Source organism: Fibrobacter sp. UWB12 (assembly GCF_900142485.1).
Lineage (GTDB): Bacteria > Fibrobacterota > Fibrobacteria > Fibrobacterales > Fibrobacteraceae > Fibrobacter.
Map to the genome: position 1 here is coordinate 22,221 of NZ_FRAZ01000007.1, position 12,442 is coordinate 34,662.

Sequence of the window (12,442 nt, forward strand, 5' to 3'; positions counted from 1 at the left end):
GGATGACGAATGTCAATTACTCCACTTTCAGCTTGGTCATGCTTTTTGCGCAAATGCCCATTGTCGATACGTTGTGCAAGAATGCAGACGTTGTCGGCGAGAGGAGCCCGAGAAAACCGCCTACAAGCAAGCTTGTATTGAAAACAACTATAAAGCGGTAATTTTCGGAGATGCGTTCCATCAGTTTTTGGCTCAAGAGACGCAGTTCCACGAGGTCTTCGAGATTCTCGCGGCGGAGCGTCACATCAGCTGTTTCGCGGGCAATGTCCGAAGCATCGCTCATCGCGACAGAGACATTCGCTGCAGCAAGAGCAGGAGCATCATTGATGCCGTCACCCACCATAATCACACGCTTGCCTTCGGTCTTCATTTTTTCCACATAATGGTGCTTGTCTTCTGGCAAGACCTGCGCAAAGAACGTATCGATTCCCAAATGTTCCGCAACACGTTCTGCCGCATTCAAGCTATCGCCCGTCAGCATCACCACATTCTTGATACCGCTTTCGCGCAGCCCGCGAATGGCATCCACCGCTTCTTCTCGCGGCGGGTCGCCAATGCAAATGGCACCCGCCAACTCTCCGCCAATGCCGAGATAAATCACGGACGCAGCACCCGCCTGTTCGTCAATAATCGCCTGGTTCGCTTCAGAAACATTGACCTTTTCGTCTTCGATGACAAAGTGTTTGCTTCCGATGACCACACGCTTGCCCTTGAGCGATGTTGCGATACCGTGTGCCACGATGTACTTGACATCGGCATGTTCTTCGGCGTGATTGATATTGCGTTCCATTGCCACCTTCACAATTGCACGAGCCATGCTATGCGGGAAATGCTCCTCGATGCACGCCGCAATTTTCAAGATTTCGTCTTCGTTGCGACCGCCAAACGGAATAATCTTTTCAAGACGCGGTTCCGCCTTCGTAAGCGTTCCCGTCTTGTCGAACACGATTGTATCGGCAAGCGCGAACTCTTCGAGATACTTGCCTCCCTTCACCGTCATGTCCATATCCGCCGCTTCACGCAACGCAGAAATCACGGAAATCGGAGTCGAGAGTTTTATCGCGCAAGAGTAATCCACCATCAAGATGGAAACCGCACGCGAGATGTTCTGTGTGAACAAAAGCGTGAGCCCAAAGCCAAGGAAACTGAACGGCACGATGCTATCGGCCAAATGTTCGGCACGGCTCTGCACGCTCGCCTTCAAATCTTCGCTATGGTCAATCAGCTCGATAATCTTTTGAATTTTCGTGTTGCCATTGACCGCGCGAACCTTCACGACAATCGCACCTTCTTCCAGGACGGTTCCCGCAAACACCGTCTTACCGCGAGTTTTCATCACCGCCTTAGATTCACCCGTCATCGTCGATTCGTTGACAAGCGCTTCGCCTTCCATGACGCGACCGTCCACAGGAATCATGCTCCCAGAACGCACACGCACCAAGTCGCCAACCTGAACATCCTTGAGTTCAATCAGCACATCCACGCCGTCTTTCACGACCCAGACTTTATCGACTTTAACAGCGAGGCTCCCTGTAAGCGCAGTACGCGTACGCGCCTTAGTGTAATCTTCGAGCAAGCCCGAGACGCCCAAAAGGAACATGACCGTTCCGGCAGATTCGTAATTGCGCTGCAACAGCGAAGCGCCAATTGCGGCACCGTCCAACACATCAACGGTGAGTTTTCCGCTCATGAGCGTTGAAACACCACGCGCCACATAACGCAACCCACGAACCACCGTAATTGCCGTGCGAATTGGGAACGGAACAAACCAGCGCAACAAATAACGACGTGCAATCATCCCCATGAGGCTAGCTTTAAAGCCGTCATCGAGAGATTGCAACTGGTATTCCGTTTCGCCATCACATTCCGGCAGCGATTTTGGATTCAGCGTTTTTGCAAATTCAAGAATCAGGCTACGACTCGCGCCGTAATCGCCGTTCTGCGGCTCATATTCAAGTAATAGCCCGCCATTGGCGCTATGCACCACGGCACTTTTTACGCAAGGCACGCCAACACATGCCTTGTGAACACGCGCTTCATACTCACGATCAAAAGCATACGCTCCGGCACGCAAACGCAAACGCCCCGGCCTGTCGTAAACGATCCTGAATCTCATAAGCGTTCGCTTCTTACTTGTCGAGACCTGCTTCTGCCTTGGCGTCGTTGCAAATGTCGCTAGCTTCATCCTTCATGTCCTGGAATGCGGCCTTGGCGTCAGCAGTGAACTTCATGCCATGAGCAAGTCCCTGAACAGCAAGTTCGCGGGTCTTCTTTGCCTTGAGCACTTTCTTAGCAACAGCAGAGCCCACAGCACCGGCAACAACGAGCCAGAATTTTTCGTTTTTGAACATAGACATATCATTCTCCTTATTAAAGAAAAATCAGCGGAGCACCTGTCCGCTTTAAAAAATTAGATACTCTCCCCTCTAATTGCAAATTACAAATAAACTAAATATATAACTCACGAGACCCCGCGTCCCAGTTGAGTTTCACGCGACTGGCGCTAACATTGTTAGTGAATTTCTAACAATGTTAGACTCTCTAATTTTGTTAGAGAGTCTAACATTTTATGGATCATCGAAACTCAACAATTACGAAAGAGCAAGAACCTTGCCGAGTTCACGGCACTTTTCCTTGCCAGCGTCATCCGGAGTACCTTCAATAGCGAGCGGATCATCAGCAAGCACGAGGCCCGCATTTGCGGCATCTTCTTTCCACGGATTCATCCATTCGCCGCCACCCCAGCCATAAGAGCCGAAAAGGACCACTTTTTTGCCTGAAATTTGCGTTTTCAGTTGATCATAAAGCGGCTGGAATTCACTATCTTCAAGTTCTTCGGCACCCATCGCCGGGCAGCCCAAAGCAAACTTGTCAAATTCATTGGCTTTTTCCACCTTAAAAGCAGACGTATTGAAAAGCGTCACTTCGGCACCAGCTTCCTTTGCTCCAGCGACCACTTCATTCGCCATAACTTCGGTATTTCCCGTTCCTGTCCAATAAATAACAGCAATTTTATTCATTTTTATCCTTTTGTTATCGGTTAGTTAACTTGCCACAGTCAATTCATCCAAAGAATCGCCCTGTTCAAAACGCTCATTGAAAATCTTGTGACATTTTTTGTAAACATCAAAGATATGCATCGAATTCGGTACATCGTTATAAACTTTCCAACACCCTATCACCTTGTAATTTTTTCCACCATATGCAATAAAATCTTTCACATCTTGCAACGGGTAACCTAAAAACACTCCCACTTCATGAGGGAAACAAACGGAACGCGCCATGCGCACTTGGAAAAAATTCAATAACGACTCTACATCAAACCCGATGTAGCCAAAACCTTTCAAAAAATCCCTAATCTCACAAGAATTACCCAACTCCTGTAAAGCACTATTTCGGTAGACATATATAAAATAACGGCCACATCGTTCAGCAACAATGCGAGCCGAAACGCCCTTAGGATTCAATACGCGATTCCAGCGAGCCAAAATATTGCAAAGCAAAACACCATCCGCATCATCAAGGCAAAATAAATTTGCCGTTTTAAGGCCGGCAAGCGTCGGAGCGCAATGGCGAACTAGGCGAGAATCGATATTTTCAATCATGAACAACCTAAGCAAAAAGCAAAAAAAATCCCGCCTACGACTTCCGCCGTAGGCGGGATAACCTATCCAGCATATATGAGGTAACGAATCTTATACACTAGCTGAGGTTCTATGGCAAAATTTCCTTTATCCTTATTTTAGAAATCTATACAACCAAATGCTACTCCAAATAGACTTGAAACAATCCAAAAATTAGACAAAGCTAACATAAAGAAAAACCCCGCCAACAATTTTCATCGTGGCGGGATTTTCATCCTATGGCAAAAAATTAGAATAGTTTATTAGAAAGCAAATACAGTTTCGAGACCGAAGCCAAGACCCGTATCGTCGCCAGCATCATCGCCAACCGGAATATTGAACTTGGCAAAGCCAGTCACTTCAAGGCCTTCGACCGGAGTGAAGTAAGCACGGAGACCTACGTTGAACGTAGAAACGTCATCGTCCTTATCAATCGTGTTCGTGTGGTATTCCAACGGAAGACCAAGAGCAAGAGCATCGTTAATCTTCACGCTCGGTTCACCATAGACAAAGAAGTATTCAGGAATTTCTTCGCCATGAACAGTCGGAGTCTTGTCGTCGAAAATAGCGTAGAGCACAGAAGCCTTGATGCTGAACGTTCCGAGATCCAAAGCCGGCTCAGCAAGGAGTGCGTGCGTAGCCTTCGGATCATCTTCCTTAAGTGCATCTACATGCAATCCATAAACGAAGTGGAATGTAAATGCATCGAACTTCAAGTTTGCATCGAGGCCGGCATGCAATTCATTGTGCTTTGCTTCCTGATAGGACTTGTAATCAATGAACGGACGCAGCACATGTTCGCCAACGCCAAGTTCGTAAGCGAGGTGGAGGTCATAAGCAACGCCTACGCATGCTTCTTCATCACCTTCTTCAACACACACCTGATTGTCGTTGTCGCCGCGACCAAAGCCGAGGCCAAAAACAAGGCCATTATAGTCAATTTCAAAACCTCGGATATCGTGTTCTGCCATACCTGCGGCGTTATCAGCCGGGTCATCATAATCGTAGAAGTTGAGGAAAGCGCCTTCCGAGAAAGTCAAGTCGCCAAACTTCACAGCAAACTTATCGCTATGCGTGTACTGGACAAATGCGCCATTGTAAATGGCAGCCGGATCGGTCGTTTCGCCGTCAGCTTCGAGCTGTACGGATGCAGACCACTTTTCGTTAAATTTGACATCAACATTCAAATCAAATGTAGAAGCGTAGCTATGGCTCTGCGTATCGTCATTGATCACATCACCCGTGTAAGCGTCAAATTCAACTTCGCCAGAGAACTTGACTTCCGGGCCTTTAGATGCTGCTTCAGCTTCCTGAGCAAGAGCCGGAACGGCAAGGATAGATGCAGTAGCAAGACCAAACAAGAGATTGGATGTTAAACGTGTCTTCATTTTTACTCTCCTATGACGGTTTTTTATTTTTTTGTAACACCCCGTCTAGACTTTTACATTTTGTGTTACAAAACTCTAGGCTTTTCGCCTCTTTTGCTCTTCTTGAAGCAAAGAGCGTGCCAATTATTTTTAAGTTCTATCCATTCCTGTTCTTCATTTGATTCAATCATTTTAGCCTCCTCTATCTTTATTAGTTTAGACTAAGTTAAGGGGTTTAATTAAGGGCCGAAGGCTTTTGGACCATCGGCCCTTAATGGTTCTTGACTCAAATGAAACTGGATCTAGATTTTAATCTTCAAATCGACCTTTCTTGTTTGCACTCATACCGAAGAGCTTGAGGAAGGCAAATGTCGCCACAAGCACAACAATCGAGCACACAATCCAGAACTTGTCGCCGCCCACCGGAATCTGGTAGAGGAGTATCGACACCGCCCAGGCAAGCACCGTCTGGACTACAGCCATCAACACACCAAGGCCAAGGCCGATTTCGCGAACGACCACGCCCATTGCAGCAAGGCAAGGCACGTAGAGCAAGATAAAGATCAAGAACGCAAACACCTGCCAGTTAAATCCGTCTACCGGATTTCCATTCTTGTCCGGGTTGTGGAAGTAAGAACGGAGGTTGGCATAGATGTCAGCAGTTTCACTCAAGTCACCTTCTTCGAGAGCGCCGATTTCATCTTCGCTCAGCGTGAGGCCAGCAGCAGCGAGCTTTGCAAACACCTCTTCGCGAGCCTTGTCGGCACCTTCATCTTCGCTGAAGGTCTCGATAGAAGCATATTCTTCACAAGTAATCGCCTTGGCTTCAAGAATCTTGTCGAGCGTGACCTTCTTGAGTTCTGCAGCATTCTGGGCTTCAAGTTCGCCAGAAGTTCCGAGAATGTCTGTGAGAGAACCAAAGACTTCGCTCAAGTTTTCAGGAATCGTGCCAAGGGCTTCCTTGAATGCACCGAGAATATCCGGAGCACCGCCTTCTTCCTCTTCTTCGGCCGGGCATTCATCCACGCCAGCGATGAGAGGCTTTTCTTCGGCAGGGGCTTCAGCAGGCTCAGCGACCTTATTTGAGTCGGCTACAGCGACCGCGCTATCCGCGACAGCAGAGTCAGCAGCGGCAGAAACTTCACTGGATCCTTCACTTTGTTCAGGATGACGAGTTTCAGAGCTATCAGCAGCCACAACTTCCACGGGCTTCTCCGGAGTTGCGGCAACTTCGGCAGCCTTCGGAGCTTCAGCAGCATCGCCAGGGCCGACCATAGAGTACAGCGAGTTCATCGTACCAATCACAGCTTCCTTAGCAAGGAGGCCAGTGAAGAGCGACACAGATGCAGGCCAGTTGTTGGATTCAACACCGAATGGTTCAAAAACCGGGGTAATTGCCTTACCGATTACAGAAAGCAAGCTGTTTTCGGAATCACTGTTACCCGCCGTAAATTCGCTTTCCGTCTGGACCTTGGATTCGTCAATCACGACACCTTCAGGGAGCGGCACTTCCTTTTCGTCCTGCACCATGGCGTAGCCTTCTTCGCTCTTCACGATTTCGGTCTTTTCGCCATTGATTTCGGTGTAGAGCTTGTCCACAAAGCCAAAGCTGTTGAGGAAGCCGAGAATGGCAACGGCAATCGTAATCACCTTACCGGCACGGATAACGTAATCGCGCAAACGGAGCCAGGAGTGGATCATGAGCGACTTGAACTTCGGCAAGTGATAAGGTGGCAGCTCCATCACAAAGTTGCTAGCCTCACCCACAAACAAGGAGCGACGAAGAATCAAGCCGTACACGATCGCAAAGAGAACGCCCGCGAGGTAGAGGGCAAACACGACCGTCCCTGCCTGCGTTCCAAAGAATGCGGCGGCAAACAGTGCGTACACCGGAAGGCGAGCGCCGCAGCTCATGAACGGCACAAGGAAAATCGTGAGGAAACGTTCACGCTTGGATTCGAGCACGCGAGAGCCCATAATGCCCGGCACACCGCAACCGAAACCGACCATCATCGGCACGAATGCACGGCCCGGGAGCCCGAGGAATCTCATAAAGCGATCAGCGACAAAAGCCGCACGCGCCATGTAACCCGAGTCTTCCAAGAAAGAAAGGCAGAGGAACATGAAGAAGATGACCGGGATGAACGTCGAAACCGTCTGGATACCGGCGCCGATACCGTCGGCGAGAATGGCGGACACAAAGCCCGGCGCATGGAACACATCCGTGAGCAAGTAGCCAAGACCATCTACAAAGATGGCACCAAACAGCACATCAAAGAAATCGATGAATGCAGAACCAATCGTGACTGCAACCCAGAAGACCAGGTACATCACCAAGAGGAATATCGGGAGCGAAGCCCAGCGATTCAAAAGCACAGAATCGAGCTTGTCCGACCAAGTTCTCTTGGAACGGTTCGAAAGAATCGTCTTGCCTGCAATTTCGTGAGCCAAGCTGTAGCGCGCATCTGCCATTGCAAATTCGCTTTCTTCGTTCAGCATCTTGGTCACTTCGGCCTTGTTAATCTTGACCTTGGCTTCGGCAAACTTGTCCGCATAGCTCTTTTCGTTGCCCAAGTACATGAGCGAAACCCAGCGGGCATCCGTTCCCAAAAGCTTTGCAACCGGCTCAACCTGCGGTTCCAAATACTTTACGACATTTTCGACATTTTCGCCGTAATGGATAGCCTTCGGAGTCATCTTCTTGCCAGCGACAACATGAGCCATTTCGCTGATGAAGTTTGTGATACTTCTTTCATTCACGGCCGAAAGCGGAATCACCGGCACGCCAAAGCGTTCAGCAAGGATATCCAAATCCAAATGCAAACCGCGCTTTTCCGCAATGTCGATCATGTTTGCAGCAATCACCATCGGAATCTGCATATCGACAAGTTGAGACGTCAAGAACAAATTACGTTCAATGTTCGAAGCATCAATAATATTGACAATAAGGTCCGCTTCGCGAGTGAGCAAGTAGTCTACAGCGGCGCGTTCGTCTTCGGCATTGGCAAAGAGAGCGTAAGTACCCGGCAAGTCCACCACGCGAATGTGCTGGTTACCGAGTTCAAAAAAGCCTTCTTTCTTTTCGACAGTCACACCCGGCCAGTTACCAACACTCTGGCGAGCACCCGTAAGAGCATTAAATAGAGCCGTTTTACCGCAGTTCGGGTTACCGGCAATAGCAATAGTAAAAAGCTTCGGAGCCATTAGACCCTCTTCAATTTAAGAACGTTCGCTTCTTGCTTGCGAAGCGACAGACGGTACGACAAAACACTGACTTCAATCGGATCACCGAGAGGAGCCACCTGCAAAACTTCAAGCGTCACGCCACGCACAAGTCCCATAGAAAGCAATTTGGACTTGTAGCGGGCATCGCCCTCGTTATAACCAAGGATTTCCACCTTATCACCTTTCTTGAGGTCAGAAAACTTTGGTTCAAGATTCCATTTCTTTGTAGAGGTTTTGCCTCCACAACCGCAATTACAACCCATTTTATTTTCCTTTTTTTGCCTTTAAAGCATTCGCCTTTTTCGCAACAGCGCCTTCATTTCCCCTCTTCATGAAGTCTTCAATTGTCGAAAGAGTTTCAGCAGAAAGAATATGCTCCATGCTGCAGGCGTCCTTGTCAGCAATAGCTTCGGAAACGCCCAGACGGATCAAAAAACCCTTCAAAAGAATATGGCGGTTCAGCACATCGGCAGCAGCCTTGCGACCTTCTTCCGTGAGTTCCACGCCACTGTAAGGTTCCTGAGTCACAAGACCCAGCTTTTTAAGTTCAAGAATCGCCTTAGCCACAGAAGGCATTTTCACAGAAAGGGCGGCGGCAATATCCTTGACACGGGCAATCCCGTTTGCCAAGCGAAGCATGTGCACCATTTCCAAGTAGTCTTCGAGACTCTGGCTGAGCTTCACGTGATTGTTTTCCATATTTGATGATCCTTTAAACGTTAACGTCGCCTAATTTAATTAGACAAAGCTAAATTTAATAAGCCGAGGCTAATTAGTCAAGGCTAAACTTTTATAATTTTTTGCTATAACGGGCGTTAAATCCTTATCTTTTGCATATATATAGAGAAATAGACCATTTATAAGGAATTTTGAGCGTATCATTATTATAGGACAATCTTTGCAAAAACTACGCTTTTTGCTAGATTTCAGGTATGAACTTTCTTGAGCAGAAAATCCTTGCCGATGGTGTCGTCAAGCCCGGCAACGTTCTTAAGGTTGACAGTTTCTTGAACCATCAAATTGACATTCGCCTGATGCACAAGATCGGCGAAGAATTCAAGCATCGTTTTGCCGACGTGCAATTCAACAAGGTTCTCACCATCGAGGCTAGCGGCATCGCTATCGCGGCGTTCATCGCATACCTCAACGATGTTCCGGTCGTTTTCGCAAAGAAAGGCCAGACTGTCAACAGCACCGACGACAAATACGTGGCAAAGGCCTACTCTTTCACGCACAAAAAGTTCAACGACATTTTCGTTTCGCGCCCTTACCTCAAGCCGACCGACAAGATTCTGATTGTTGACGATTTCCTCGCGGATGGTGAAGCAAGCAAGGCGCTCATCGATCTCGTGAAGCAAGCAGGCGCCGAGCTCGTCGGTGTCGGCATTGCCATCGAAAAAGGCATGCAGCCCGGTGGAGCAAAGCTCCGTGCTGCAGGCATACGCCTCGAATCTATTGCCATCGTCGATAGCATGGACCCCGAAACCGGATTTATCAAGTTCCGCGAACAATAAAATCATAGATTGCTTCGCCCCATTCGGGGCTCGCAATGACGAAATAAAACATTCAAAGTTCGCAATGGCAAAACAAAGCATTTAAGGTGAAGCATGAAGACTTCGGACAACATTTATCAACTTGACGGACGCGTTCCGCTTTTGCAGGCGATACCTTTCGGCTTACAGCATGTACTCGCCATGTTCGTGAGCAACATAACGCCCATCATCATCCTTGCAAATGTTGTCGGGATCGAAAAGGGCATCACCGCTTCGCTTATCCAAAACTGCATGATTATCGCGAGCATCGGTACACTCATCCAGCTCTACCCCATCTGGAAAATCGGTTCCAGGCTCCCTATCGTAATGGGCATCAGCTTTACATTCCTCTCGGTTTCCATTTCTATTGGCACCACGCAGGGCATGGGTGCGCTCATGGGAGCGGTTATCGTTGGCGGTATTGTCGAAGGTTTGCTCGGCCTTTGCGCTAAATACTGGCTCAAGCTCATCCCGCATATCGTTGCGGCCACGGTCGTCACATCCATCGGATTTTCGCTTTTGCCGATTGGCGCTAATTCATTCGCGGGCGGCCAAGGCGCCGCTGACTTCGGTTCCGCACAGAACTGGATTGTTGGTAGCGTCACTCTCCTCACCTGCTTGCTCACGCAGATTTTTGCGAAAGGATTCTTGCGTTCACTCTCCGTTTTGGTCGGCCTCATTGTCGGTTACATTCTCGCACTCTGCATGGGCATGGTCGATTTTTCGGGCATCACAAACAACGGCTTTTTCGCACTCCCCAAGTTCCTCCCGTTCACCCCGGAATTTAACTTGGGCGCCATTCTCTCCGTCATCGCCATCTATCTCGTGTCCGCCACGGAAACCGTCGGTGACTCCAGCGCCCTTTGCAGCGGCGCCCTCAAACGTCAAATTCACAAAGTCGAAATGGGTGGCGCCATCAGCTGCGACGGCTTTGTCAGTTCCATTTCCGGGCTCTTCGGTTGCACCCCGATTACATCTTTCAGCCAGAACGTCGGCCTCGCCTCGCTCTCTGGCGTCGTGAACCGCTTTGCCATTGCGACAAGCGCAGGCATCATGCTCCTCGGCGGCCTCTTCCCGCCCGTAGGCACACTCCTCACGACCATCCCGCAAGCCGTTCTCGGCGGCTGCACCATCATGATGTTTGGCTCCATCCTCTTCGCCGGTTTCGGCATGATCGCCAAAAGCGGATTCTCGCAGCGCAACATGATTATCGTCAGCATGTCGCTCAGCGTGGGCCTCGGCTTTACTTCGGCCTCCAAGATGTTCCAGATTTTCCCGCAAACCATCCAGACCATCTTCGCAGAAAACTGCGTTGCCGTCGTATTCCTCCTCGCCGTAGCATTGAACCTGGTGCTCCCCAAAGAGAAAGAAGAACAAACAAAATAAAGCCGCTCTCGATTATAAGAAAAAACTATACCAAGTTGCCTTTCCTCTGCAATATTTTCTATTTTCAAAAACTGGAAAGGTAGTCTATATGAACATTTTAAAAAACAGCTTTTTCTCAAACGCAATCGCATTTGCTACAGCGGCAGTCCTTGCCGTAGGTAGCGTTTCGCAGGCACAAGCAAAGAACACAGATAGCGAAGACATTCGAATCGTCAAAGTAGATGACAACAATTTCGAAAAAGAAATTCTGCACTCAAAAGCACCGGTCATCCTTGAAATTTCATCGACCAGCTGCCCTCCGTGTCTCGTGATGATTCCGACACTCATTGGCATCGCCAAGAACTACCGCGACATCAAAGTGGCCTCTGTCGGCATTGACGAGCCCGGCATAGACAAAATAAAGAACACACTCCCGATCCAAGCGTTCCCTACATTTTTCCTCATCAAAGACGGACAAATTGTAAACCGCCTCGTCGGCGTTGTTAAAGAAGAACAACTCTTGCAGGCGCTCGATTACACGCCCAAAGCCGTCAAGCAGCAAGCCAAGAAGCCTGCGAAAAAGACCGGCAAAGACAGAAACCTTGTCTGCAAAGTAAACGGTCAATTCCATGGCCTCAAAAACCTCGTCACAATTTCATTCGTATTCGGCGACACCGAAATCAAAAATGTAGACATCGTTACAGACGTATTCGTTCCACCAGAGATGTACGACAAGCGCGAAGAAATGATGGCCCACATTCAAGCCAGCGGCAAAGGCGAAGTCACCCCGACCATGGCCGGATTCCAAATGCACATCGACAACGATTGCCGATTCATGAAAGCCATGGACATGAAACGCACATCCACCTACGGCGAAATGCGCGCCGGTCTCGAGCTGCAAGGCTTTAAGTGCGAATAAACGCGTGACAAGAAATGAAGGAAGGCGTTGCCGATGGCAACGCCTAATTTTCGCATAAGATATCAAAAAGCTATCTTTGCAGAGTCCGTTTAGCTAGATGTGAAATTTTCGCTGATTCCTGTCTGTTAAGCGGATTTTTTATTTGATTTCACCATTGTCTTTGATTACTCGTTATATGCCAGCCGCCGCCTTCGGGACAACGGTAAACGTGCATTGTAATGCCCGTTACAAACCGACGTTCACTAGCAACCGCATTTGCATCATATTCGGTAAGATAAAGATTCTTTCTCTTACCATCTTTACCACAACAAGTACACATGGCTATTTACCTCCATTTCTCGTCCTTGTTTCTTGAATCTGCCTGCCACGATTTCCTTGGACCTTGTCCCAGGTTATATTCGTTCCACGCGT

At 48.7% G+C, this 12,442-nt stretch carries 12 protein-coding genes; 3 read left to right on the forward strand and 9 right to left on the reverse strand.

Annotation, left to right across the window (positions count from 1 at the left end; genetic code table 11):
* Positions 1-16: 16 nt before the first annotated feature.
* From BUA34_RS11475 to BUA34_RS11510, 8 genes are all read right to left on the reverse strand, one after another.
* On the reverse strand, positions 17-2,116 hold the full coding sequence (locus BUA34_RS11475) for a heavy metal translocating P-type ATPase (RefSeq protein ID WP_072829730.1): 2,100 nt from the start codon (positions 2,114-2,116) through the stop codon (positions 17-19).
* A 13-nt stretch (positions 2,117-2,129) separates the two neighbouring features.
* Entirely contained in the window at positions 2,130-2,357 is a 228-nt protein-coding gene (locus BUA34_RS11480) for a DUF1490 family protein (RefSeq protein WP_072829732.1), read from the reverse strand.
* 234 nt (positions 2,358-2,591) lie between these two features.
* The gene (locus BUA34_RS11485; protein ID WP_072829734.1) at positions 2,592-3,020 is read right to left on the reverse strand and encodes a flavodoxin; all 429 of its coding nucleotides are present in this window, start codon (positions 3,018-3,020) and stop codon (positions 2,592-2,594) included.
* 24 nt (positions 3,021-3,044) lie between these two features.
* Positions 3,045-3,605 (reverse strand): DUF3793 family protein, encoded by a 561-nt coding sequence (locus BUA34_RS11490; protein WP_072829736.1) that lies wholly within the window; start codon positions 3,603-3,605, stop codon positions 3,045-3,047.
* Positions 3,606-3,886: 281 nt separating this feature from the next.
* Positions 3,887-5,011 (reverse strand): hypothetical protein, encoded by a 1,125-nt coding sequence (locus BUA34_RS11495; protein ID WP_072829738.1) that lies wholly within the window; start codon positions 5,009-5,011, stop codon positions 3,887-3,889.
* Positions 5,012-5,299: 288 nt separating this feature from the next.
* Positions 5,300-8,194, reverse strand: a complete 2,895-nt coding sequence (gene feoB, locus BUA34_RS11500; RefSeq protein ID WP_072829740.1) for a ferrous iron transport protein B — start codon at positions 8,192-8,194, stop codon at positions 5,300-5,302.
* Complete coding sequence (locus BUA34_RS11505) at positions 8,194-8,478, reverse strand: FeoA family protein (RefSeq protein ID WP_072829742.1); 285 nt, start codon at positions 8,476-8,478, stop codon at positions 8,194-8,196. Before BUA34_RS11505 ends, feoB begins: the two co-directional genes overlap by 1 nt.
* Before the next feature lies 1 nt (position 8,479).
* Positions 8,480-8,914 (reverse strand): metal-dependent transcriptional regulator, encoded by a 435-nt coding sequence (locus BUA34_RS11510; protein WP_072829744.1) that lies wholly within the window; start codon positions 8,912-8,914, stop codon positions 8,480-8,482.
* Between the two features lie 233 nt (positions 8,915-9,147).
* Between BUA34_RS11510 and BUA34_RS11515 the strand changes: the two genes are divergently transcribed.
* The 3 genes from BUA34_RS11515 (at position 9,148) to BUA34_RS11525 (ending at position 12,031) form a co-directional block, all read left to right on the forward strand.
* Positions 9,148-9,729: a xanthine phosphoribosyltransferase gene (locus BUA34_RS11515; protein WP_072829746.1), complete on the forward strand. Its 582-nt coding sequence runs from the start codon at positions 9,148-9,150 to the stop codon at positions 9,727-9,729.
* 93 nt (positions 9,730-9,822) lie between these two features.
* Positions 9,823-11,133, forward strand: coding sequence for a nucleobase:cation symporter-2 family protein (locus tag BUA34_RS11520; protein WP_072829748.1), 1,311 nt, complete (start codon positions 9,823-9,825; stop codon positions 11,131-11,133).
* Positions 11,134-11,221: 88 nt separating this feature from the next.
* Entirely contained in the window at positions 11,222-12,031 is an 810-nt protein-coding gene (locus BUA34_RS11525; protein WP_072829750.1) for a thioredoxin family protein, read from the forward strand.
* Between the two features lie 148 nt (positions 12,032-12,179).
* On the opposite strand, the gene BUA34_RS15930 is transcribed toward BUA34_RS11525, so the two are convergent.
* The gene (locus tag BUA34_RS15930; protein ID WP_175545457.1) at positions 12,180-12,350 is read right to left on the reverse strand and encodes a hypothetical protein; all 171 of its coding nucleotides are present in this window, start codon (positions 12,348-12,350) and stop codon (positions 12,180-12,182) included.
* Positions 12,351-12,442: the final 92 nt, after the last annotated feature.

Coding starts and splice junctions, on each gene's coding strand:
- BUA34_RS11475 (WP_072829730.1), bottom strand. CDS start 2,116: ATGAGATTCAGGATCGTTTACGACAGGCCGGGGCGTTTGCGTTTGCGT.
- BUA34_RS11505 (WP_072829742.1), bottom strand. CDS start 8,478: ATGGGTTGTAATTGCGGTTGTGGAGGCAAAACCTCTACAAAGAAATGG.
- BUA34_RS11520 (WP_072829748.1), top strand. CDS start 9,823: ATGAAGACTTCGGACAACATTTATCAACTTGACGGACGCGTTCCGCTT.
- feoB (WP_072829740.1), bottom strand. CDS start 8,194: ATGGCTCCGAAGCTTTTTACTATTGCTATTGCCGGTAACCCGAACTGC.
- BUA34_RS15930 (WP_175545457.1), bottom strand. CDS start 12,350: ATGTGTACTTGTTGTGGTAAAGATGGTAAGAGAAAGAATCTTTATCTT.
- BUA34_RS11480 (WP_072829732.1), bottom strand. CDS start 2,357: ATGTCTATGTTCAAAAACGAAAAATTCTGGCTCGTTGTTGCCGGTGCT.
- BUA34_RS11485 (WP_072829734.1), bottom strand. CDS start 3,020: ATGAATAAAATTGCTGTTATTTATTGGACAGGAACGGGAAATACCGAA.
- BUA34_RS11510 (WP_072829744.1), bottom strand. CDS start 8,914: ATGGAAAACAATCACGTGAAGCTCAGCCAGAGTCTCGAAGACTACTTG.
- BUA34_RS11525 (WP_072829750.1), top strand. CDS start 11,222: ATGAACATTTTAAAAAACAGCTTTTTCTCAAACGCAATCGCATTTGCT.
- BUA34_RS11490 (WP_072829736.1), bottom strand. CDS start 3,605: ATGATTGAAAATATCGATTCTCGCCTAGTTCGCCATTGCGCTCCGACG.
- BUA34_RS11495 (WP_072829738.1), bottom strand. CDS start 5,011: ATGAAGACACGTTTAACATCCAATCTCTTGTTTGGTCTTGCTACTGCA.
- BUA34_RS11515 (WP_072829746.1), top strand. CDS start 9,148: ATGAACTTTCTTGAGCAGAAAATCCTTGCCGATGGTGTCGTCAAGCCC.